20 protein-coding genes are annotated in these 21,637 nt (G+C 64.6%); 10 read left to right on the top strand and 10 right to left on the bottom strand.

Features of this window, described 5'->3' with window-relative positions; translation table 11 throughout:
• Window positions 1–31: 31 nt before the first annotated feature.
• The 8 genes from GCN74_RS17375 to GCN74_RS17340 all read right to left on the bottom strand — a co-directional run bounded on the left by GCN74_RS17375 (window position 32) and on the right by GCN74_RS17340 (window position 9,785).
• Entirely contained in the window at window positions 32–805 is a 774-nt protein-coding gene (locus GCN74_RS17375) for a hypothetical protein (RefSeq protein ID WP_152257838.1), read from the bottom strand.
• Complete coding sequence (locus tag GCN74_RS17370; RefSeq protein ID WP_152257837.1) at window positions 802–2,001, bottom strand: XylR family transcriptional regulator; 1,200 nt, start codon at window positions 1,999–2,001, stop codon at window positions 802–804. The genes GCN74_RS17375 and GCN74_RS17370 overlap by 4 nt, the downstream gene beginning before the upstream one ends.
• Before the next feature lie 157 nt (window positions 2,002–2,158).
• Window positions 2,159–3,301 carry a sugar ABC transporter permease gene (locus GCN74_RS17365; protein WP_152257836.1) on the bottom strand — a complete coding sequence of 381 codons (1,143 nt, stop codon included), beginning with the start codon at window positions 3,299–3,301 and terminating at the stop codon, window positions 2,159–2,161.
• A complete protein-coding gene (xylG, locus tag GCN74_RS17360; RefSeq protein WP_152257835.1) occupies window positions 3,298–4,875 on the bottom strand; it encodes a D-xylose ABC transporter ATP-binding protein in 1,578 nt (525 codons plus the stop codon). The genes GCN74_RS17365 and xylG overlap by 4 nt, the downstream gene beginning before the upstream one ends.
• A gap of 102 nt (window positions 4,876–4,977) precedes the next feature.
• On the bottom strand, window positions 4,978–5,952 hold the full coding sequence (xylF, locus tag GCN74_RS17355) for a D-xylose ABC transporter substrate-binding protein (RefSeq protein ID WP_152257858.1): 975 nt from the start codon (window positions 5,950–5,952) through the stop codon (window positions 4,978–4,980).
• Window positions 5,953–6,044: 92 nt separating this feature from the next.
• The gene (locus GCN74_RS17350; protein ID WP_152257834.1) at window positions 6,045–7,832 is read right to left on the bottom strand and encodes an IlvD/Edd family dehydratase; all 1,788 of its coding nucleotides are present in this window, start codon (window positions 7,830–7,832) and stop codon (window positions 6,045–6,047) included.
• Window positions 7,829–8,596, bottom strand: a complete 768-nt coding sequence (locus GCN74_RS17345; RefSeq protein ID WP_152257833.1) for an SDR family NAD(P)-dependent oxidoreductase — start codon at window positions 8,594–8,596, stop codon at window positions 7,829–7,831. The genes GCN74_RS17350 and GCN74_RS17345 overlap by 4 nt, the downstream gene beginning before the upstream one ends.
• A 28-nt stretch (window positions 8,597–8,624) precedes the next feature.
• On the bottom strand, window positions 8,625–9,785 hold the full coding sequence (locus tag GCN74_RS17340; RefSeq protein WP_152257832.1) for a fumarylacetoacetate hydrolase family protein: 1,161 nt from the start codon (window positions 9,783–9,785) through the stop codon (window positions 8,625–8,627).
• Between the two features lie 102 nt (window positions 9,786–9,887).
• Here GCN74_RS17340 and GCN74_RS17335 point away from each other — a divergent pair, with 102 nt between their 5' ends.
• The 4 genes from GCN74_RS17335 (at window position 9,888) to mmsB (ending at window position 14,103) form a co-directional block, all read left to right on the top strand.
• Entirely contained in the window at window positions 9,888–10,166 is a 279-nt protein-coding gene (locus GCN74_RS17335) for a hypothetical protein (RefSeq protein ID WP_152257831.1), read from the top strand.
• 50 nt (window positions 10,167–10,216) lie between these two features.
• On the top strand, window positions 10,217–11,239 hold the full coding sequence (gene chvE / locus GCN74_RS17330; RefSeq protein WP_226939095.1) for a multiple monosaccharide ABC transporter substrate-binding protein: 1,023 nt from the start codon (window positions 10,217–10,219) through the stop codon (window positions 11,237–11,239).
• Window positions 11,240–11,354: 115 nt separating this feature from the next.
• Window positions 11,355–12,896, top strand: a complete 1,542-nt coding sequence (gene mmsA, locus GCN74_RS17325) for a multiple monosaccharide ABC transporter ATP-binding protein (RefSeq protein ID WP_152257829.1) — start codon at window positions 11,355–11,357, stop codon at window positions 12,894–12,896.
• Window positions 12,886–14,103 carry a multiple monosaccharide ABC transporter permease gene (gene mmsB / locus GCN74_RS17320; RefSeq protein ID WP_152257828.1) on the top strand — a complete coding sequence of 406 codons (1,218 nt, stop codon included), beginning with the start codon at window positions 12,886–12,888 and terminating at the stop codon, window positions 14,101–14,103. Before mmsA ends, mmsB begins: the two co-directional genes overlap by 11 nt.
• A gap of 63 nt (window positions 14,104–14,166) precedes the next feature.
• On the opposite strand, the gene GCN74_RS17315 is transcribed toward mmsB, so the two are convergent.
• Window positions 14,167–15,798, bottom strand: a complete 1,632-nt coding sequence (locus GCN74_RS17315) for an NAD(P)/FAD-dependent oxidoreductase (RefSeq protein ID WP_152257827.1) — start codon at window positions 15,796–15,798, stop codon at window positions 14,167–14,169.
• Window positions 15,798–17,309: a polyamine aminopropyltransferase gene (locus GCN74_RS17310; protein ID WP_152257826.1), complete on the bottom strand. Its 1,512-nt coding sequence runs from the start codon at window positions 17,307–17,309 to the stop codon at window positions 15,798–15,800. Before GCN74_RS17310 ends, GCN74_RS17315 begins: the two co-directional genes overlap by 1 nt.
• A gap of 60 nt (window positions 17,310–17,369) precedes the next feature.
• Between GCN74_RS17310 and GCN74_RS17305 the strand changes: the two genes are divergently transcribed.
• The 6 genes from GCN74_RS17305 to GCN74_RS17285 all read left to right on the top strand — a co-directional run bounded on the left by GCN74_RS17305 (window position 17,370) and on the right by GCN74_RS17285 (window position 21,466).
• Entirely contained in the window at window positions 17,370–17,756 is a 387-nt protein-coding gene (locus GCN74_RS17305; protein ID WP_152257825.1) for a DUF350 domain-containing protein, read from the top strand.
• Window positions 17,757–17,787: 31 nt separating this feature from the next.
• Window positions 17,788–18,828 carry an SPFH domain-containing protein gene (locus tag GCN74_RS17300; protein WP_152257824.1) on the top strand — a complete coding sequence of 347 codons (1,041 nt, stop codon included), beginning with the start codon at window positions 17,788–17,790 and terminating at the stop codon, window positions 18,826–18,828.
• Window positions 18,829–18,838: 10 nt separating this feature from the next.
• The gene (locus GCN74_RS17295; protein WP_152257823.1) at window positions 18,839–20,302 is read left to right on the top strand and encodes a DUF4178 domain-containing protein; all 1,464 of its coding nucleotides are present in this window, start codon (window positions 18,839–18,841) and stop codon (window positions 20,300–20,302) included.
• A complete protein-coding gene (locus GCN74_RS28785) occupies window positions 20,299–20,472 on the top strand; it encodes a hypothetical protein (protein WP_193317134.1) in 174 nt (57 codons plus the stop codon). Before GCN74_RS17295 ends, GCN74_RS28785 begins: the two co-directional genes overlap by 4 nt.
• 2 nt (window positions 20,473–20,474) lie before the next feature.
• Window positions 20,475–20,846 (top strand): adenosylmethionine decarboxylase, encoded by a 372-nt coding sequence (gene speD, locus GCN74_RS17290; protein WP_152257822.1) that lies wholly within the window; start codon window positions 20,475–20,477, stop codon window positions 20,844–20,846.
• A gap of 65 nt (window positions 20,847–20,911) precedes the next feature.
• Window positions 20,912–21,466, top strand: a complete 555-nt coding sequence (locus GCN74_RS17285; RefSeq protein ID WP_152257821.1) for a hypothetical protein — start codon at window positions 20,912–20,914, stop codon at window positions 21,464–21,466.
• Window positions 21,467–21,637: the final 171 nt, after the last annotated feature.

Here is a 21,637-nt window from a genome sequence, read left to right as displayed (position 1 = left end):
CATGGTAGAACTGCCCCGCATATCTGACCAATCACTTATTTGGCGTCATTGATACCGGTTCGGATATGTCAAACGCGTCGATATCCTGCACGCCCAAACGGTAGGCAAGCGTGAACCGCATCGCCTGTCCCGGCTGCAAGTGCACGCCCTGCGCCAGCAGGGAAAAGCAGCGCGCATCGGAATACAGTTGGCAGCCGTCCTGGGTGCTGGAAAAACGCAGGACCCGGCCCGACGCGGGGTCGGCCACCCGCGCCGCCTCGCGCAGCTGGCCGCTGCCGGCCCAGTAAAAGTCATGCCGGAAGCCCGGCAAGTGGGCCAGCGCGGGCCAGGCCAGGCGCGAAGCGAGCGGCGCCGGCTGGCGGAAGTCGAAGGCGCTGCCCGCCACGTCGAGCGGCGCGCCGCCCGCACCGCCGCCAGGCCAGGGCCCGTAATGGTCGGCGGCCAGGCGCAGCACATGGTCGCCCACGGCCGCATTGCGGCCCTGCAGATTGAACAGGGGCGCGGCAAGCGCAAAACGGGAAACGCTATCGGCCATGGCGGCGCAATCGAGGTGCAGGCTGCCATCGTCATCAAGGCGGTAGGCCAGGCGCACCGACAGGCCGTCCCGGACCAGGCGCAACAGCAAGTGGCCGCCGTCCGGCGGGTCGCACTGCCAGTGCGCGGGCGCATGCGCCGCAGGGGGCGCCGCGCCCAGCACGTCGGCCAGGCGGCCATAGCGGTCTGGCGCCCACCAGGCGCGCACGCTGGCATCGTGCGCGCCGATGGCCACGCGCATGCCGCGCGCATTGCGCAGCAGGTGCATCATGGCGCCTGCCCGGGCGCCGGCGGTGGCCGGCTGCGCTGCTGGAATTCGCGCGGCGTGCAACCGAGTTCGCGCTTGAAGACGGCATGCATGTACTGCACCGTGGTAAAGCCGCAACGCACGGCCACTTCGGCCACCTGCCCCGGCCCCCGTGCCAACAGGGTCTTGGCCGCATCGAGCTTGAAATGCAGGATCTCGTCGTGCACGCTGCGTCCCAGTTCGTGGCGGAAGTGCGCTTCCAGCGAGGAGCGCGATACGCCCACGTAATCGGCCACCTGCTCCGTCTTGATGCCCTGGCACGCGTACTGGCGGATGAAGTGGCGCGCCTGCATCACCTGTGGGTGCTGGAAAGGCTGGTGGCGCGTGGAGGCGAGCACGTTCAGGCCGGCCGGCGGCACCAGGATACGCGTGCCGGACAGGCGCGCGCCATTGAGCATCTGGTGCAGCAGATGCGCCGCCGTGCGGCCCATTTCTTCCGTGCCCTGGATGACGGAACTGAGCGGAATGCGCGTGAGCATGCGCGCCAGCGGATCGTTGTCAATGCCGATCAGCGCCACTTGCTCCGGCACGGCGATGCCCGCATGCATGCAGGCTTGCAGCAGCTGGCGCGCGCGCGCATCGCTGACGGCGATGATGCCGACGGGTTTTTCCAGGCTGTTGAGCCAGGCGATCTGCTGCTCCACCGCCTCGTCCCACGACGGTGCGCTGGTGGCGACGCCCCGGTACACGTCGGCGCGCATGTGGTCGCGCTGCATCAGGGCGCAGAACGCCGTTTCGCGCTCCTGCGCCCAGCGGTTGACATCGGCCTCGGGCAGGCTGAAACAGGCAAAGCGCGTCAGCCCCGCTTCCACCAGGTGTTCATAGGCCAGCTTGATGATCTTGAAATTATCGGTCGCCACATACGGGATGCCGGTCGGGTAGTCTTCCGCGCGCGCATACGAGCCGCCCACGGCCACCACGGGCAGGCGGCTGTGCGCCAGCGCCGCGCAGACGGCGGGATCGTCGAAATCGGCGATGATGCCGTCGCCCTGCCAGCGTTCGATGCCGGGCAGGCGGCAGCGGAAATCCTCTTCAAGGAACAGGTCCCACGACACGCGCGTGGTGTTCAGGTAGGCGGCAATGCCCGCGATGATGTCGCGGTCATAGATCTTGTTCCCGTTGAACAGCAGCGCGATCCGGTGCGCGGTCGGCATCTTCATGCTGGTGTCTCCTCCATGTGGCGGCCAGGCCTTTCGGGGCCTCGAAAAACCGTAGCGAGCGGTCCAATATCGCCTTGAGTAGCGCAAGCGTACGGAGGTACGCTGAGCAACGCAGAGGCGATAGTGGGACGCGCAGTAGGTTTGTCGAGGTTCCCCGCTAGCGGCGTCCGGCGCGCGTGCTGACATCGACCCACACGGCCAGGGTGAGGATACTGCCTTTCACGATCATCTGCCAGTAGGTGTCCACGTCCAGCATGGACATGCCGTTATCGAGGCTGGCCATGACCAGCGCGCCGATCAGGGCGCCGTACACGGTGCCCGAGCCGCCGCGCATCGAGGTGCCGCCGATGAAGCAGGCGGCGATGGCATCGAGTTCGCTGAAGGTGCCGGCCGACGGCGAACCGGCCGCCAGGCGGCCCGTGTTGATCAGCCCCGCCAGCGCGCACATCAGGCCCATGATGCCGAAGATCCACAGCTTGACGGCTTTCACGTTGATGCCGGACAAACGCGTCGCTTCCATATTGCTGCCCACGGCGTAGATGCGGCGGCCGAACACGGTCTGGCTGGTGATGTAGCTGAACAGCCCCAGCAAGGCCAGCAGCAACAGCACGGGCAGCGGGATGCCTTCATAGCCGTTCAGGGTCTGCACGAAGGCATACAGCACGGCGCCGATAACGGCCAGGCGCAAGCCGTCGGCCCAGGGCGCCGTCTGCGGCAAGCCATGCTGCGCGCGGCTGGCGCGCGCGCGCCACGTCAGGAAAGCGGCCAGCAGGAACAGGCCGATGCCCAGCGCGATGCCGGGCACTGCGGGCAAGTAGCCCTGCCCCAGGTACACGAGCGGCTCGGAAACGGGCGCGATCGTGATGCCGCCCGTGATGCCCAGCAGGATGCCGCGGTACGCCAGCATGCCGCCCAGACCCACGATGAAGGACGGGATGCCCCGGTACGCCGTCAGGTAGCCATTCAGCAGGCCGATCACCAGGCCGCAACCGAGTACCGCCGCCAGGTTCAGCGCCAGCGGCCAGTGCTGCGTCACGTCCAGCACGGCGGCAATGCCGCCGAGTAGGCCCAGCAGGGAGCCGATCGACAGGTCGATCTCGCCGGCGATAATCACCAGCACCATGCCGCAGGCGAGGATGCCCGTGACGGACATCTGGCGCAGCAGGTTCGACAGATTGCGCGGCGTGAGGAAACTGCCCTCCGTCTTCCACGAAAAAAAAGCCCAGATCAGCGCCACGGCGATCAGCAGGGCCAGCATCTTGTATTGGGTGAACAGCTGTTTGATACTGTGCGGTTTCATGCTGCGGGTTCCTTGTAGGCGGTAGGGGCGGCGGGCGCCGGGTGCTGGGACAGGGCCGCCGCCAGCACGGTTTCCTGGCTCAGGCCATCGTTGACGAAGTCGCCGCGCAACCGGCCTTCGCCCATCACCAGCACGCGGTCGGACACGCCCAGCACTTCGGCAAGTTCCGACGAGACCATGATGATGGCCACGCCCCGGTCGGCCAGCGCCAGCATCAGTTTGTAGATTTCATATTTGGCGCCCACGTCCACGCCGCGCGTGGGCTCGTCGAGGATCAGCACGCGGGGGCGCGTCAGCAGCATCTTGGCCAGCACGGCTTTTTGCTGGTTGCCGCCGGACAGGCTGGTGATGGGCAGCGACGGGCTGGCTGTTTTGAGCTCCAGCTGGGCGATCTCGCCGCGCACGGCCGCCAGCTCCGCTTCGCCATCGATGCGCGTGGCGCGCGCAAATTCCTCCAGCACGGCCAGGGTGATGTTCTGCCCCACGTCCAGGTCAGGCACGATGCCGTGGTGCTTGCGATCTTCCGGCACCATGGCCAGGCCCATGGCGATGGCCTTTTGCGGCGACGCGGTGTCGATTTGGCGGCCATCGAGCCAGACTTCGGCCTGGCACGGCCCCTGGTAGGCGCCGAACAGGGCCGAGACGAGCTCCGTGCGCCCCGCGCCCACCAGCCCCGCGATGCCGAGGATCTCGCCCTTGCGCAGGGTAAACGACACGTCGTCGACACGCTTGCGCCGCGGATTGTCCGCGTCGATGCACGTCACGTGGCGCGCCTCGAACAGCACCTCGCCAATGGCGCCCTTTTGTTCTGCCGAGCGCTGCGGATACAGCTGGTTCATTTCGCGGCCCACCATCTGCGCGATGATGCGTTCCACGTTCATCTGCGCCATCGGCGTGGTGGCGATATGCTGGCCGTCGCGGATGACGACGATGGTGTCGCAGATGGCCGCCACTTCATCGAGCTTGTGCGAAATGTAGATGCAGGTGACGCCCTTGGCTTTCAGCGCGCGCAGGATATCGAGCAGCACGGCGATTTCCGATGCCGTCAGCGACGACGATGGTTCGTCGAGAATCAGCAAACGCGCATTCTTGTTGAGCGCCTTGGCGATTTCCACCAGCTGCTGGTGGCCGCCGCCGTAATTCATCACGGGCAGCGCCACGTTCAGTTCGGGGATCTTCAATTCGCGCAGCAGCTCGTCGGCGCGTTTGTACATGGCCGCGTAATGCATGCGCCCGCCGGGCAGGGTGAGCTCGCGGCCCATGAAGATATTCTCGGCCACGGACAGCTGCGGCACCAGCATCAGCTCCTGGTGGATGATGATGATGCCTGCGTCTTCCGTGTCGCGGATCGATTGCGCGCGCAGGGGCTGGCCATCCCACAGGATCTCGCCATCCCAGGTGCCGTGCGGGTACACGCCGGACAGCACCTTCATCAGGGTCGACTTGCCGGCGCCATTCTCGCCGCACAGGCCGACGCACTCGCCGGCCCGCAGCTGCAGGTCGATGCCGTCGAGCGCGCGGACACCGCCAAACTGTTTGACGATGCCTTTCATTTCAAGCAGATAGTCGGACATGCTCACTCTCGTTGCGGATTAACAGAAATCAGGGGTCAGTCCCTGCGGGATCGGAGTGCGCCCCATTCGGGCGTACTCCCCCGGCGGGTCTGACCCCAGCTTTTAGTTGCCCAACTGAGCTTTGGTATAAAAACCGTCATCGACGAGAATGTTCACGTTCGCCTTGGTCAGCGGCGTCGGTTTCAGCAGCACCGTGCTGACCTTTTTCAAGCCGTTGTCATAGCTGGAGTTGTAGGCCGGCTTTTCATTGCGCGCCAGCTGTACGGCCAGCTTGGCCGCTTCGGCAGCGATGGTTTTCAGCGGCTTGTAGACGGTCATCGACTGCGTGCCGGCGATCACGCGTTTCACTGCCGCCAGGTCGGCGTCCTGGCCGGAAACCGGCACCTTGCCGGCCAGTTTTTGCGCGGCCAGCGCCTGGATGGCACCGCCGGCCGTGCCGTCGTTCGAGGCGACGATGGCGTCGATCTTGTTGCCGTTGGCCGTCAGCGCGTTTTCCACGATGGACAGCGCTTCGGAGGCGCTCCAGTCCTTCACCCACTGCTGGCCGACGACCTTGATGTCGCCCTTGTCGATGAACGGTTTGAGCACCTTCATCTGGCCTTCGCGCAGCATCTTGGCATTGTTGTCCGTCGGCGCACCGCCCAGCAGGTAGTAATTGCCCTTCGGCTGCAGCTTGACCACGCCTTCGGCCTGCATTTCGCCCACTTTCTCGTTGTCGAACGAGATGTACGCATCGATATCGGCGTTCAGGATCAGGCGGTCATACGACAGCACCTTGATGCCGGCCTTTTTCGCTTCCTTGACGGTGTTGTTGAGGACCGTCGCGTTGAACGGCACGATCACCAGCACGTCCACGCCGCGCGAAATCAGGTTCTCGATCTGCGAGATCTGGCGCTGTTCGCTGGCGTCGGCCGATTGCACGAAGACCTTGGCGCCCTGCTTTTCGGCCGCGGCGATGAAGAAATCGCGGTCGCGCGTCCAGCGCTCCACACGCAAATCGTCGATGGAAAAGCCGATCTTCGGATTTTTCGCATCGGCCAGGGCGGCGCTGCTTGTCAATGCCAGCATGGCGGTCATGATGGCTGCACTGATGATCTTGTTCATTACGTGTCTCCTTGTTGGATTTTTTTAACGACGTTTTTTCACTACGGGTGTTGCGGCTTCAAAAATCAGTGGTTATGGCGTGGCAAGGTCTGCCCCACGGCCCGGTACTTCAGCGCCAGCTCCATGCAGGCGCCCGTTTCCAGCTGGCCCACGCTGGCGCGGTAGATTTCCTGCCATGGCGTGGCACTGTCGTTGACTGGCGGCAGCAGCTCCGTGGCGCGGCGCGCCAGCTCCTGCGCATCGACCAGCATGTCGCACCGGCCCCCGTTCAGGTCCACGCGGATGATGTCGCCCGTGCGCAGCAAGGCCAGGCCGCCGCCCACGGCGCTTTCCGGCGAGGCGTTCAGGATCGACGGGCTGTCCGAGGTGCCCGACTGGCGCCCGTCGCCCAGGGTCGGCAAGTTCAGGATGCCCGCCTTGAGCAGCGCGTCGGGCGGCTGCATGTTGACCACTTCGGCCGAACCGGGCCAGCCCACGGGACCGGCGCCGCGCATGACCAGCATGCAGCTGTCGTCGATGCCCAGCGCCGGGTCGTTGATGCGCGCGTGGTAGTCGGACGAACCATCAAAGACGATGGCGCGCGCCTCGAACACGCCCTCGCTGCCGGGGCGCGACAGATAGCGCTCGCGGAAAGCGGGCGAAATCACGCTGGTCTTCATGATGGCGAAATCGAACAGGTTGCCCTGCAAGGCCATGAAACCGGCCTTTTCCTTCAGCGGCGCGGCAAACGGGCGGATCATCTCGCGGTCCGCGCTTTCGCACCCGGCCAGGTTCTCCGCCATGCTCCGGCCAGTAACGGTGGGGCGCTGCGCGTGCAGCAAACCCGCCTGCAGCAGCTCCCACATCACGGCCGGCACGCCGCCGGCGCGGTGGAAGCGCTCGCCTAGGTATTTGCCGGCCGGCTGCATGTTCAACAGCAGCGGCACGTCGTAGCCATGCGCCATCCAGTCGCTCGACGCCAATTCCACGCCCGCATGGCGCGCCATGGCCATCAGGTGCGGCTGGGCGTTGGTGGAGCCGCCGATGGCGGCGTTGACGATGATGGCGTCCAGGAACGCCTCGCGCGTGAGGATGCTGGACGGGCGCACGTCGTCATGCGCCATGCCGACGATGCGGCGTCCCGTTTCATAGGCGATCTGGCCCCGTTCGCGGTACGGCGCGGGAATGGCCGAGCAGCCCGTCAGGGACATGCCCAGCGCCTCGGCCAGCGCATTCATGGTCGATGCCGTGCCCATGGTGTTGCAGTGGCCGGCCGACGGCGCCGAGGCGGCGGCAATCTGCAGGAATTTGTCGTTGTCGATCAAGCCGGCGGACAACTGGCGGCGGCCCTTCCAGATAGCCGCTCCCGAGCCCACCAGTTCGCCGTCCATCCAGCCGTCGAGCATGGGACCGCCCGACAGCACGATGGCGGGGATGTCCACCGTGGCGGCAGCCATCAGCTGGGCCGGCGTCGTCTTGTCGCAGCCCGTGGTCAACACCACGGCGTCGATCGGGTAGCCATGCAGAATCTCCACCAGGCCCAGATACGCCAGGTTGCGGTCCAGCGCGGCCGTGGGACGGCGGCAATTCTCGAAGATCGGGTGCAGCGGGAATTCCATCGGGATGCCGCCCGCATCGCGGATGCCGTCGCGCACGCGCTGCGCCAGCTCCAGGTGGATGCGGTTGCAGGGACTGATATCGCTGCCGCTTTGCGCAATGCCGATGATGGGGCGGCCCGAACGCAACTCCTCGGCCGTGATCCCGTAGTTCATGAAGCGCTCCAGGTACAGCGCCGTCATGTCGATGTGCTCGGGATTGTCGAACCAGTCCTGCGAGCGGAAGCGCCGCGACGGGCGATGGGCGGGAATGTTCATGCGCCGTACCAGCCTGCGTCGACATAGTATTCGCGTCCGGCGCACTTGGCCGCGTTATCGGATGCCAGGAACAGCGCCAGCGCCGCCACGTCGTCCGGCTCCACGCGCACCTGCAAGCATTGTCCCTGCAGGATCACGGCTTCCGCTGCCGGCGTATGCCACAGCTTTTCCTGGCGCGGCGTGCGCACGGCGCCGGGAATGATGCAGTTGACGCGGATGCCATGCACGCCAAGGTCGCGCGCCAGGCCGCGGGTCAGGCCCTCGATGCCGGCTTTCGCCGTCATGTAGACCGACAGGTTCGCTTGCGCCAGGTGCCAGGAAATCGAGCCCAGGTTGAGAATCGCGCCGCGGCCCTTGGCGCGCATGGCGGGCGCCACCGCCTGCGCGCAGAAGTACTGGTGGCGCAGGTTGACGGCGATGCGCTCGTCCCAGTAGGCGGGCGTGACGTCCTGCAGCTGGTGGCGGTCGTCATTGGCCGCGTTGTTGACGAGGATATCCGTGGCGCCCGCGCTGTGTTCGATCTCGGCGAAGGTGGCCGCCAGGGCTTCCAGCTTCGTCAGGTCGCAATAGCGGAAACGCGGAGGGTGCGGCAGGTGCGCCAGTTTTTCCTGCAGCGCCAGCGACGCTTCGCTGGCGATGTCGAGAAAGGTGACGTGGGCGCCCTGGCGCGCAAACGCCTCGACGATGGCCACGCCGATGCCGGTGCCGCCGCCCGTGATGACGACGCGTTGGCCTGCCAGGCTGGGATAGCTTGCATGTTGCATGGTGTCTCTCGTTATAGGAATGGGGAAATCAGATCAGGCCGCGCTGCGCCAGGCTCCGGTACAGCGCGCGCACGCCAAACGTCCAGGGAGGGATCGCATCGCAGCGCTGCACTTCGTTGACCAGCGCGCCCAGCGCGGCGCTGGCGATGGTGACCCGGTCGCCCAGGTGGTGGGTAAAGCCGCCACCCTGCGCGGCACGGTCCTTCACGGGCGAGAACATCGTGCCGAGGAAAAGCATGAAGCCATCCGGATACTGGTGGTACTGCCCCGCCGTCTGGCGCACCAGGTCCAGCGGGTCGCGGCTGATCTCGCGCATGAAGCTGGCGCCTTCGAGCACGAAGCCGTCGTCCGCGCCCTCGATGAGCAGCGACACTTCCGCCTGGCGCACGGTATCGAGCGTAAAACCGCCGTCGAACAGGCGGATGAAGGGGCCGATGGCGCAGGAGGCGTTGTTGTCCTTGGCCTTGCCCAGCAACAGGGCGCTGCGCCCTTCGATGTCGCGCAGGTTGACGTCGTTGCCCAAGGTCGCCCCCAGCACCTGGCCGCGGCTGTTGACGGCCAGGACGATTTCCGGCTCCGGGTTGTTCCAGGCCGACGACGGCAGCAAGCCCACCTGCGCGCCGCAGCCAACGGAAGACATGGGCTGCGCCTTGGTAAACACTTCCGCATCGGGGCCGATCCCCACTTCCATGTATTGCGACCAGGCGCCGCGCTGCTGCAACTGCTGTTTCAGCCGCTGCGCCGCGTCCGAGCCGGGCTGCAAGGCCGACAAGTCGCTGCCCAGGGTGGCTTGCAGCGCAGCGCGCAAGCTGGCTGCGCGTGCCGCGTCGCCACCCGCCTGTTCCTCGATCACCCGTTCCAGCAGGCTGACGGCAAACGTCACGCCGCAGGCCTTGACTGCCTGCAGGTCGCACGGCGCCAGCAGCAGCGGTTTGCCGGCCGGTGCGGCCAGCGCCTGCGCCATCAGCGCCTGCACGGGGCCGAGCGCAATACCGGGCGCATGGCGGGCGATCTCGAGCGCGTCGCTGCGCTCGAACAGTTCCGCCACCGTCGCTGCCGTCTGCGTGATGTCGACCGCTTCGCCGCCGCGCACGGCGACGACGCAGGGACCGTCACGCCAGATGCGGCCGACGAGGGTGGCCTGCGCCAGATCGGCGGGCAACAGGGAGGCGGGAGAAATCGGCTGCATGGCAAGCTTTCAAAAGAGCGTCACGGGATGGCTGGTCTTCAAGTCCGGACCGATTCTGCGCGCCGGCCTGTGTTGCGGCAATTACGAAAATCACCAAATTGGATGATGATTATTGGTATTGCAGCGCACCAAAAAAAGCCGCCGCACGGCCTGCATTCCTGCCCTGCCTGCACGGCTGGCAGGGGCCGCATGGCGCATTGCATCAATCTGCTTATCGATACCGTTTTGGATATCGCCGATGTGAAAAAAGTGATTGGTGGGGGATGGATGGACAAACTAGTATCAGCCGTGGCCTGCAATCGGCCATCCGCACGGAGCCCGCCCACTGGGACGACGGCCCTGGCACATTCAACTATCGAAGACGGTGGAGACCTGAAATGAAAACAACAATGAAAATGCTGACCGCGAGCCTGGCGCTGGCCATCTCCGGCATGGCCGTAATACCCGTGGCAAGCGCCGCCGACAAGGGCGCCATCGGCATCTCGATGCCGACCAAATCGTCCATGCGCTGGATCGCCGACGGCGACAACATGGTCAAGGTATTCAAGGAGCGCGGCTACAAGACGGACCTGCAGTTTGCCGACGACGATATCCCGAACCAGCTGGCGCAGGTGGAAAACATGATCACCAAGGGCGCCAAGGTGCTGGTGATCGCTGCCATCGATGGCACCACCTTGTCGAATGTGCTGCAAAAGGCGGCCGACAAGGGCATCAAGGTCATCTCGTATGACCGCCTGATCCGCGGCACGAAAAACATCGATTACTACGCCACCTTCGACAACTTCCAGGTCGGCGTGCTGCAGGCCGGCTATATCGAATCGGCGCTGAAACTCAAGGAAGGCAAGGGCCCGTTCAATATCGAGCTGTTCGGCGGCTCGGCCGACGACAACAACGCGCACTTCTTCTACAACGGCGCGCTGTCGGTCCTGAAACCCTACATCGACAGCGGCAAGCTGGTGGTGCGCTCGAAGCAGATGGGGATGGAAAAGGTCGCCACCCTGCGCTGGGACGGCGCCGTGGCGCAGGCGCGCATGGACAACCTGCTCAGCGCCTATTACGGCAATGCGAGAGTCGACGCGGTGCTGTCGCCGTATGACGGCTTGAGCATCGGCATCCTGTCCTCGCTCAAGGGCGTCGGCTACGGCACGCCGAAACAGCCCTTCCCCGTCGTGACGGGCCAGGATGCGGAAATCCCGTCGGTGAAATCGATCATCCGCGGCGAACAGGCATCGACCGTGTTCAAGGACACGCGCGAGCTGGCCAAGGTGACGGCAAATATGGTCGACGCCATGATGTCGGGCAAGGTCCCGACCGTCAACGACACGAAGACCTATAACAACGGCATCAAGGTGGTGCCGTCCTACCTGCTCAAACCCGTCACCGTCGACAAGGCGAACTGGAAACAGGTGCTCGTCACCGGCAGCGGCTACTACACGGAAGCGCAAGTGAAATAAGCGGCCACGCTACTGAAGGCCCGGCCATGCCGGGCCTTTCGCTTCATGCACTATCCAGAACAAGACTGCCGCACGACCGGAGCCAAGCAGCATGCGGCCGTGCCAGAGAGGTTATATGACGAACACTATCCTGGAAATGCGCAGGATACGCAAAACATTCCCCGGCGTCGTTGCGCTCGACAATGTCAACCTGCGGGTGCGCAGCGGCGAGATCCACGCCATCGTGGGCGAAAACGGCGCCGGCAAATCGACCCTGATGAAAGTGCTGAGCGGCGTGTACGGCCATGGCAGCTACACGGGCGACATCGACTACCTGGGCCAGACGCGGCACTTCCGCGGCATCAAGGACAGCGAGGAAATCGGCATCATCATCATCCACCAGGAACTGGCGCTGGTGCCGCTGCTGTCGATCGCCGAGAATATCTTCCTCGGCAACGAACCGGCCCATATGGGCGTCATCGACTGGGAATACGCGCAAGCGAAGACGCGCGAGCTGCTGCAAAAGGTGGGCCTCAAGGAGTCGCCCGACACCCTGATCACCAACCTGGGCGTGGGCAAGCAGCAGCTGATCGAAATCGCCAAGGCGCTGTGCAAGGACGTCAAGCTGCTGATCCTCGACGAGCCGACGGCCAGCCTGAACGAGAGCGACAGCGCGGCCCTGCTCGATCTGCTGCTGGACCTGAAACGCCAGGGCATCGCCTCGATCCTGATCTCGCACAAGCTCAATGAAATCTCCAGGGTCGCCGATGCCATCACGGTGCTGCGCGACGGGAACACGGTCGACAGCTTCGACTGCCGCGTGGAGCCCGTCAGCGAAGACCGCATCATCGAAAAAATGGTCGGGCGCGAGATGGCGGACCGCTATCCGCCGCGCACGCCCAGCGTCGGCGAGACCATCTTCGAGGTGCGCGACTGGCGCGTGTTCCATCCCGAGCATGCGGAGCGCCCCGTCATCAAGGGCATCAACATGCACGCCAAAAAGGGCGAAATCATCGGCATCGCCGGCTTGATGGGTTCCGGGCGCACGGAACTGGCGATGAGCATTTTCGGGCGCGCCTACGGCCAGCGCATCAGCGGCACGGTGCTCAAGAATGGCCGGGAAATCGACGTCAGCACCATCGGCAAGGCGATCGGCCACGGCCTCGCGTACGTCACGGAAGACCGCAAGGGCCTGGGCCTGATCCTCGAGGAAGACATCAAGAAAAACACCAGCCTGGCCAACCTGGACGCGGTATCGACCCGCACGGTCATCGACGAGGCGCGCGAATTCGGCGTGGCCGACGAGTTCCGCCGCAAGCTCAAGATCCGCTGCTCAAGCATTCTGCAAAAAGTGGGCAACCTGTCCGGCGGCAACCAGCAAAAAGTGGTGCTGGCGAAGTGGCTGTTTTCGCGCCCCGACATCCTGATCCTCGATGAACCGAGCCGCGGCATCGACGTCGGCGCCAAATACGAGATCTACAGCATCATCAGCGAGCTGGCCGCCGAAGGCAAATGCATCATCATGATTTCCTCGGAAATGCCGGAATTGCTGGGCATGTGCGACCGGATCTATGTCATGAACGAAGGCCGCTTCGCGGCAGAACTCAGCGCAGCAGAAGCGTCGCAGGAGCGCATCATGCGCGCGATCGTTACACACGGAGAAAACAATGGACAATAAACTGACAGCGGGGACGGCGGCAGGCGCCCCTCCCAGCACGGCGCCAGCCGCCAAGAGCTATGCCGGCTTCCTGAAAAACAATATGCGCGACTACGGCATGCTGCTCTCCCTGATCGTCATCATGGGCTTTTTCCAGTACATGACCGACGGCACCCTGATGCAGCCGCTGAACCTGACCAACCTGGTGCTGCAAAACAGCTATATCGTCATCATGGCGCTGGGCATGCTGATGGTCATCGTGGCCGGCCATATCGATTTGTCCGTGGGCTCGGTGGTCGGCTTCGTGGGCGCGCTGGCGGCCGTGCTGATCGTCAATTACCACATGCATTTTGTCGCCGCCAGCATCCTCTGCCTGCTGGCCGGCGCCGTGATCGGCGGCGCACAAGGGTATTTCGTCGCCTTTTTCAAGATCCCGTCCTTCATCGTCACCCTGGCCGGCATGCTGGTATTCAAGGGCCTGACCCTGGCGCTGCTGGCTGGCCAGTCGGTCGGCCCCTTCCCGGAAGGCTTCCAGATGCTCAGCTCGGGCTTCCTGCCCGACCCGTTCGGCGGCGAAAACCTGCGCGGCCTGTCACTGCTGCTGGGCGTGATCGCCGCCGCCGCGCTGATCGTCACCTCGCTGCGCAGCCGCGCCAAGCAGATGAAACACGGCATGGAAAACGAGCCGCGCGCCTTCTTCCTGCTGAAAAACGCCATCTTCGCCGCCGTGATGGTGTATTTCAGCTACCTGCTGGCGTCGTACCGCGGCTTTCCCAACGTGCTGGCCGTGATGTCGCTACTCATCGTCGCCTACACCTTTGTTACCAACCGCACCGTGATGGGACGCCGCGTGTATGCCGTGGGCGGCAACGAGAAGGCGGCGCGCCTGTCCGGCATCAAGACGGAACGGGTCAGCTTCTACACCTTCGTCAACATGGGCATGCTGGCCGCGCTGGCCGGACTGATCTTCGCGGCGCGCCTGAACACGGCCACGCCGAAGGCGGGCACGGGCTTCGAGCTGGACGTGATTGCCGCCTGCTTCATCGGCGGCGCCTCGGCCTCGGGCGGCGTGGGCAAGGTGATGGGGGCCGTCATCGGCGCCTTCATCATGGGCGTGATGAACAACGGCATGTCCATCATGGGCATCGGCATCGACTACCAGCAGGTGATCAAGGGCCTGGTGCTGCTGGCGGCCGTGTTCATCGACGTCATTAATAAAAATAAATGAGAAGAACAAGGAAACACAGGTTCGAGCCTTAGGGGGCTCTGGCCGGCGTTCGCGCCGGCCTTTTTATTTAGCCGCCAGGCGCGCCGCGCGGTCCCCCCACCACGCCGCTTCCTCGAACACGGAGAAGCCCGACAGATCCGCATGCGCGAACAGGATCGCGCCATCGTGCTCGCGCAGCGCCTTCAGGCCCGCATTGCTGCGGAAACCGGGCAAGGGCGCGGCCATGGCGTGGCCGCGCACGGTGATGTCGACCCGTTCCACGCAGCGGGCAAAATCGCGTCCATACGCCGTTTCCAGGTCGACGCTGGCCAGCGCCAGCAATTCTTCGGGCGTGGCCACATCTAACCACTTGCGCGCTTCCTGCGGCGTGCGGTCGGACAGGGCCACATAGGCGCTGAAGACGGTTTTCTCGGGCGGGCGCACGCGGATGTCCTGGTGCGTGGAGACGACATAGCCGAGGCCCGGCTCCTGGTACACCACGTTGTCCCAGCACAGGGGCGCATGCGGCAGTTCGTCGGGAAAGCGTTTAAGTAAAAAATTCGCCACCAGCCACGGCGCATACGCGGGCGTATCGCGCTTGAGGTCGTAGCCATAGCTGGCGATGTCGCTGACCACGCTTGCCGCCACATACAAGGGCATGGCGCAGATGGCCTTGCGCGCCTTGACCAGGTAGGTGCGCGGCTGGCCATCGACCAGTTCCAGGCACAGCGCTTCCACGCCCTGCGCCGTCGTCTGCACGGAAACCACGGTGCCGCTCCTGCGCCGCACGCCCGACGCCTGCTCCATGGCCGTGGCCACGGGCTGCATGCCGCCCGGCCAGGTCAGCCAGGCGCCGTTGCCCGCATTTGCCGCCTGTCCCCAGCGGCTGCAATAGTAATGCAGGCCGGCCCAGGCCGAAACCTGGTCGTAGCGCGTGCCGTAATCGTCGCGGCAGCAGTAGTTCAGGTACCAGTGCAGGGTCGGCGAGGTATAGCCTTCGCGCTCCATCCATTGTTTCAGGGTGATGCTGTCGAGCGCCTGCCAGGCAGGGTCCTGCGACGATGCCACGGTGGGGAACACGAAGACGCGCTTGCCGTCGTTGCCATGCGCCTGGCGCAGGCGCCGCACCTCGGCAAAGAAGCGTTCATGCTGCGCCAGCTCCGCCGGCGGCACGCCTTCCGTGGGGATGAAGCCATCCTGCCAATGGCCGTTGAACAGCAAGCGCTCCTCGGGCGCGTGCAGGATGAAACGCTCGTCGTAATAGGGTTTTTCGGCCTGCGGATCGCGCTGGATAATGCCCAGGTCGAACAGGATCTCGCGCACATGGGTCGATTCGGGCGAAGGCAGCGGCAGATAGTGGCCGCCCGTGGGATAGGCGAGCTCGCCGAAGTGGCCGCCGGCCGCGTTGCCATACGGCTGCGGCCCATCGATCATGAGGAAATCCTGGTGACCCAGTTTATTCAAGCGCCAGGCGGCCGTCAGGCCCCCGATGCCGGAGCCGAGAATGGCCACGTCGGTAGTGACGGTCTCGCCCGGTGGCGGCAGCGCCGTGCGCTCGCGCAGCAGCTTGCGCAAATAGTGCCCCTCGCTGCGGCCCGGGTACAGCACCTTCGGCGTGATCTCCTGCCAGCGCAGGTAGGCGGCGATGCTGCCGATGCCGGCCGCCGCCGCCGCGGTGCCGCCGGCGGCCCACAGCATGAAGGAACGGCGCTGCATCAGCGGATCACCTGGCGCCAGTCCTGCTCGAACTCATGCACGAGCGACTGCGTATTGAGACGGTTCGGCGCCATGGGCAGCGGCTGCATGTCGGGCGGGAAGATGAACATCTCGCGCGTGGTGTCCGCATTCAGGTAGCGCATGGGCAGGCGGTAGGTTGTCGGCGGCACATAGTCCAGCTGGGGCGAGGCCAGGATAAAACCCCATTCGCCGAACGACGGCACGTAGGCGTGATACGGCCAGGTGCGCATGCCCACTTCGCGCAGGGTGGCATTGATGGTCCAGTAGGCGTGCGGGGCAAAAAAGGGCGAAGTCGATTGCACCACCATCAGGCCCTTGGCCGCCAGGTGCTTTTTCACCAGGTCGTAGAACGGCACGGAATACAGTTTACCGAGCGCGAAGCTGGACGGATCGGGGAAATCGACGATGGCCGCGTCGTACATGTCGCCGTTGTTGCGCAGCCAGACGGCAGCATCGGCATTGACGACGGTGACGCGCTTGTCCGAGAACGAGCCGTGATTCAGCTTTGCCAGTTCCGGGCGCGTGGTAAACGCGGCCGTCATGGCCGGATCGAGGTCGACCACGGTGACGTGTTCGATGTGGGGATAACGCAGGATTTCACGCAGCGCCAGGCCATCGCCGCCGCCCAGCACCAGCACGCGACGCGCCCACGGCAGCGCTTCGAGCACGGGGTGCACCAGCGCCTCGTGGTAGCGGTACTCGTCGCGCGAGGAAAACTGCAGGTTGCCGTTGATGTACAGGCGCGTATCGTCCTTCCAGCGCGTGATCACCAGGCGCTGGTAGGGCGTGGTGGTGGAATACACGATCTCGTCGCCGAACAGGCCGTGCTCGCCCCAGGCCACCATGCGGTCGGACATGGCAAAGCCGGCGACCAGCAACAGCATCACGGCACAGGCGCGCAGGAAGCGCCCCGTGAGGTTCTTCAGCTCCGCGCGGAACACCCAGATCGTCCACAGGCCCACGCCCACGTTGAGCATGCCGAACAGGAAGCCCGTGCGCACCAGCCCCAGGTACGGCGACAGCACCAGCGGGAACAGCAGCGAGACGGCCAGCGCGCCCAGGTAATCGAAGGTCAGCACGCGGCTGACCAGCTCGGAAAATTCCGTCTGGCGCGAATTCAGGGCGCGCATCACCAGCGGCACTTCCATGCCGACCAGTGCGCCGATCAGAAATACCATCACATACAATAAGGTGCGGAAAGGCGCGGCCATCCACGAAAAGGTCATGAACAGGATGGCGGCCGACAGGCCGCCGATCAGGCCCACGGCCAGCTCGATGTCGACGAAGCGCGAGAGCACCTCGTCATCCTGCACATATTTTGAAAAGTGAGCGCCCACACCCATGGCAAACAGGTAGCAGCCGATGATGGTGGAAAATTGCAGGATGGAGTCACCGAGCAGGTAGCTGGACATGGCGCCGGCGATCAGCTCGTACGCGAGGCCGCAGGAGGCGACCACGAAGACGGACAAAATCAGAATCTTTTTGTTCATGGGACTTTTTTTTGTTCTAATATGCGTTGACGTTATCAAATACTCATTGCGAGGAAAGCCGTGCCCGCCATCCTAAACTATCTGATCCATCTTATACTGGCCGCCGGGCTGCTGATTGTATTTTTTATCATCTATACGCGCGTCACGCCGTATGACGAGGTGCTGCTGATCCGCCAGGGCAACCACGCGGCCGCGCTGTCGCTGAGCGGCGCCCTGCTGGGATTTTCCGCCACCATCGCCTCGTCGCTGATGCACACGGCCGACTACCAGCAGTTCTTCGCCTGGGCCTTCGGCGCCATGGTGGTGCAGCTGCTCGTGTACCTGGTGACCACGCGCCTGCTGCACATGTCGAAGGACCAGATCGAATCGAACAACAGCGCCTTCGGCGGCCTGCTGGGTGCCATCTCGCTGTCGATCGGCGCCATCAACGCCGCCTGCATTTCCTGACACCGCTTCATCTTATTCAAGGACATCCATCATGAGCCTCGGCAGCTTTATCAAGAAACAGTTTATCGACGTACTGCAATGGAACGAAGAGACGGACGGCGTGCTGGCCTGGCGCTTTCCCATGCAGGATTTCGAGATCCAGAACGGCGCCATCCTCAATGTGCGCGAATCGCAGGTGGCCGTCTTCGTCAATGAAGGCAAGATCGCCGACGTCTTCGGTCCCGGCACGCACAAGCTGACCACACAGACCTTGCCGCTGCTGACCAACCTGAAAAACTGGGACAAGCTGTTCGATTCGCCGTTCAAGTCGGACGTGTATTACTTCAGCACCCGCGTGCAGACGGGCCGCAAATGGGGCACGCCGCAGCCGATCACCATCCGCGACAAGGATTTCGACATGATCCGCGTGCGCGCCTTCGGCATGTACTCGTACCGCATCGCCGACGCCCGCACCTTCTTCACCGAGATCAGCGGCACGCGCGAAGTCTATACGCGCGACGAAGTGGAAGACCAGCTGCGCGGCATCCTGATGTCGAGCATGGCCAGCTCGCTGGGCGGCGCGAACGTGCCCTTCCTCGACATGGCGGCCAACCAGGCGCTGATGGCGCAGGAAGTCAAGGATGGCCTGGCGCAGGCGTTTGCCCGCTATGGCGTGGGCCTCGATGAATTCAACGTGGCCAGCATCAGCCTGCCCGAGGAATTGCAGGCGGCGCTCGACGAGCGCATCTCGGCCGGCATGAAGGGCGGCCTGGGCGCCGACAAGATGAGCGGCTACACGAAATTCCAGGTGGCCAATGCGATCCCGCTGGCGGCGCAGAACGAAGGCGGCATGGCCGGCATCGGCGCCGGTCTCGGTGCCGGGCTGTCGATCGGCCAGGTGATGGCGCAGAGCATGGGCGGCGCATTGCAGCAACCCGCCCCGGCACCCGTTCCGGCGGTGCCGCCCGCCCCCGCGGAAGAACCGCTCGAGGCGCGCCTGGAAAAGCTCAAGGGCCTGCTCGACAAGGGTCTCATTTCGCCGGCCGACTACGACGGCGCCAAGGCTGAACTGCTGAAAAAACTGATCGGCTAAGCGCGACTGCATGCAAACTGTTTCCTGTCCCAGCTGCGGCGCGGAAGTCCGCTTCCGCTCGCACGCTTCCGTGCTCGCCGTGTGCGAGTACTGCCACAGCACCATTCTCAAGGATGCCGATTCCGTCAGGGACGTGGGCAAGATGTCGGCCGTCCTGGAAGACTATTCGCCGATCCAGATCGGCACGGCCGGCGTGCACGACGGCGTCCACTTCACCGTCGTCGGGCGCATCCAGCAGCGCTACAGCGCCGGCACGTGGAATGAGTGGTATGTGCTGTTCGACGACGCCAGCACGGCCTGGCTGGGCGACTCGTCCGGCCTGTACACCCTGACGCGCGAACGCGCCACGCAAGACGCCCTGCCCGCCTTTGGCGAGCTGGCGCCGGGCCGCCGCTACACGATCTGCGGCGAGCCGTACACGGCGGCCGAGATCCGCAATGCAGAATGCATCGCCGGCCAGGGCGAATTGCCGTTCAAGGTGGGCGCCGGCTGGCGCATCCAGGTAGCGGACTTCCGCAACTACGCCAGCTTTGTCACGCTCGACTACACGGACGGCCCGCAGCCCGTCGTCTACCAGGGCGTGGCCGTCACCCTCGATGGCTTGCAGTGCCAGCTGCTGCGCGACGACGATGCCATCGCCAGGAGCGCCGGCAAGTACCGCGGAAAGCTCGATGCGCTCGATTGCCCCTCCTGCGGCAGCGGCATCCAGTACGTGCCCGGCGCCGCGGTGCAGCTGGTGTGCCCCGCCTGCCACGCGCAGCTCGACGCCAGCGGCCCGGAAGCGCAGGTGCTGGCCATCGGCAAGCAGGTGCACGACAACGCCGACAGCACGCTGGAACTGGGTGCCAGCGCAAAGATCAGCAATGCCGACTATACGGTGATCGGCATGATGCGCCGCGCCGACGACGAAGGCAGCGAGTGGAATGAATACCTGCTGTACAACGCGCGCGCCGGCTTCTTCTGGCTGGTGGAAACGGACGATGGCTGGTCGCGCTCCAACGTGCTGCCGAACTGGCCCACCTGGCCATCCATGGAGGCGGAGCGCTGCACGCTCGATGGCGCCACCTATGCCAAGCTGTATGACTACGGCTCGCAGGTGGTGTATGCGGCGGGCGCCTTCAACTGGAAAGTGGCCGTGGGCGACAGCACGCGCGTATTTGAATTCGAACAGGGGCAGACCAAGCTGGCGGCGGAGATCACGGGCGAGGAAATGACCTGGTCGCGCTCCATCCCCGTCGCCTACGACCAGATGGCCGCCTGGTTCGGCGCCGCCTTCCACGGCGGCGCCAAGGTACAGAATATCCAGCTGAGCCATCGCGGCATCGCCAAGGTCTTCATCGTCATCGTGCTGGTGCTCAATGCGATCCCGATGTTCGTCTCGTTCTCCAGCACCCTGATGTGGAGTTTGCTGGGCTGCCTGGCGCTGTTCCTGCCGGCCGTTTTTCTCGACAAGAATGCAAAGAATCCCTCATGAGTAAATATGTGATCTATGCCTTGATGGTGACGTTTTCCGTCACGGCCGCCAACTGGGTGCGCATGTTCAAGGTGGCCGGCAGCAGCAGCGGCGGCAGCAGCTGGAGCTCGCGCACGGGCAGCGGCGGCGGCAGCTATGGCGGCGGTTCCAGCGGCGGCAGCCACAAATAGGCATGGCAGCCACGCCGCATCTGCCGCTGGGCACGCATCTGCTGGCCGACCTGTCGGGCATCGCGCCGGAACGCCTGCGCGACTGCGCGGCGCTCGAACGCCTGCTGCGCGCAGCAGCCACCACGGCCGGCGCCCAGGTGCTGCACAGCCATTTCCATAGCTTTGGCGCGGGCCAGGGCGTCACGGGCGTGGTGCTGCTGGCCGAATCGCACATTTCCATCCACACCTGGCCCGAGTGCAGCTTTGCCGCCGTCGATATCTTCATGTGCGGCGCGGCCCGGCCGCAACTGGCCCTGGACGTCGTCAAAGATGCGCTGCAGGCGGCGCACTGCCAGCTGCAGTCGGTGCGCCGCGCGCCGCCCGCCCATTCCTAGCGTCGCTGGTGGATCGCGTGGCGATCGCTTACACTGTCGGCTCGTTCCTCCAACCACTGCCTGCCATGCGCCGTTCCGCCCTGTCCCTGCTGCCACTGTTACTGCTCGTCACCGCCTGCGATGACTACACGGCACCCAGCCTGTACCAGGCCACCACGCCCGAGTGCAAGACGTGGACGGAAGGCTCGCGTTTCGAGCTGCCGCGCGGCATCAGTATCTATGCCACGCCGCCCGTCACGCTGAAGGATGGCGGCACGGAACTGGCGCTGATTTTTACCTTGCCGGTCGGTACGCAAGCCAGTTTTACGCGCCTGTCCTTTTTGCTGGAAGAACCAAAGAAGCCGCCGTTCGCCGCAGCCAAGATACTCACCATTTACCAGCGCGGCATGAACCAGAAGGCGGAAATCGTCGACGTCATCGAGCAGCTGCCCATCATGTTTGCCGCCGTGGGCAGCAGCAAGGAAACCCAGTGGCGCTTGCGGCTGCAGCTGCCGCGCCAGCTGCCGCAGCGTTTCGACCTGTCCATGCCCGACATGCTCGTCGGCGGCAAGCGCTACCCCGTGCGCACGTTTACCTACCGCTATTTCCCCGAGCGCAGCGCCTACGGCATGTGCAGCTGAGCCACGCCATCCATTGACGGCGGCGCACGCCGCTGGCACACTGGCGTTTTCCATCACACAACAGGAGTAGACAACATGCGCCATTCGGATACTGCCGTGCTGTCGGCTGCCTGATCACTGTCTTTCCCGGCTCATACCTCTAGCCCGCAATTGCCCATACGCGTGATCGCG

Source organism: Janthinobacterium sp. FT14W, assembly GCF_009208755.1.
Lineage (GTDB): Bacteria > Pseudomonadota > Gammaproteobacteria > Burkholderiales > Burkholderiaceae_D > Janthinobacterium > Janthinobacterium violaceinigrum.
This window is presented reverse-complemented; position numbering and strand designations above follow the sequence as displayed.

Coding starts and splice junctions, on each gene's coding strand:
- GCN74_RS17310 (WP_152257826.1), bottom strand. CDS start 17,309: ATGAACAAAAAGATTCTGATTTTGTCCGTCTTCGTGGTCGCCTCCTGC.
- GCN74_RS17285 (WP_152257821.1), top strand. CDS start 20,912: ATGCGCCGTTCCGCCCTGTCCCTGCTGCCACTGTTACTGCTCGTCACC.
- mmsB (WP_152257828.1), top strand. CDS start 12,886: ATGGACAATAAACTGACAGCGGGGACGGCGGCAGGCGCCCCTCCCAGC.
- xylF (WP_152257858.1), bottom strand. CDS start 5,952: ATGACCGCCATGCTGGCATTGACAAGCAGCGCCGCCCTGGCCGATGCG.
- GCN74_RS17365 (WP_152257836.1), bottom strand. CDS start 3,301: ATGAAACCGCACAGTATCAAACAGCTGTTCACCCAATACAAGATGCTG.
- GCN74_RS28785 (WP_193317134.1), top strand. CDS start 20,299: ATGAGTAAATATGTGATCTATGCCTTGATGGTGACGTTTTCCGTCACG.
- GCN74_RS17340 (WP_152257832.1), bottom strand. CDS start 9,785: ATGCAGCCGATTTCTCCCGCCTCCCTGTTGCCCGCCGATCTGGCGCAG.
- GCN74_RS17315 (WP_152257827.1), bottom strand. CDS start 15,798: ATGCAGCGCCGTTCCTTCATGCTGTGGGCCGCCGGCGGCACCGCGGCG.
- GCN74_RS17295 (WP_152257823.1), top strand. CDS start 18,839: ATGCAAACTGTTTCCTGTCCCAGCTGCGGCGCGGAAGTCCGCTTCCGC.
- mmsA (WP_152257829.1), top strand. CDS start 11,355: ATGACGAACACTATCCTGGAAATGCGCAGGATACGCAAAACATTCCCC.
- GCN74_RS17300 (WP_152257824.1), top strand. CDS start 17,788: ATGAGCCTCGGCAGCTTTATCAAGAAACAGTTTATCGACGTACTGCAA.
- chvE (WP_226939095.1), top strand. CDS start 10,217: ATGGCCGTAATACCCGTGGCAAGCGCCGCCGACAAGGGCGCCATCGGC.
- GCN74_RS17345 (WP_152257833.1), bottom strand. CDS start 8,596: ATGCAACATGCAAGCTATCCCAGCCTGGCAGGCCAACGCGTCGTCATC.
- GCN74_RS17335 (WP_152257831.1), top strand. CDS start 9,888: ATGATGATTATTGGTATTGCAGCGCACCAAAAAAAGCCGCCGCACGGC.
- GCN74_RS17370 (WP_152257837.1), bottom strand. CDS start 2,001: ATGAAGATGCCGACCGCGCACCGGATCGCGCTGCTGTTCAACGGGAAC.
- xylG (WP_152257835.1), bottom strand. CDS start 4,875: ATGTCCGACTATCTGCTTGAAATGAAAGGCATCGTCAAACAGTTTGGC.
- GCN74_RS17375 (WP_152257838.1), bottom strand. CDS start 805: ATGATGCACCTGCTGCGCAATGCGCGCGGCATGCGCGTGGCCATCGGC.
- GCN74_RS17350 (WP_152257834.1), bottom strand. CDS start 7,832: ATGAACATTCCCGCCCATCGCCCGTCGCGGCGCTTCCGCTCGCAGGAC.
- speD (WP_152257822.1), top strand. CDS start 20,475: ATGGCAGCCACGCCGCATCTGCCGCTGGGCACGCATCTGCTGGCCGAC.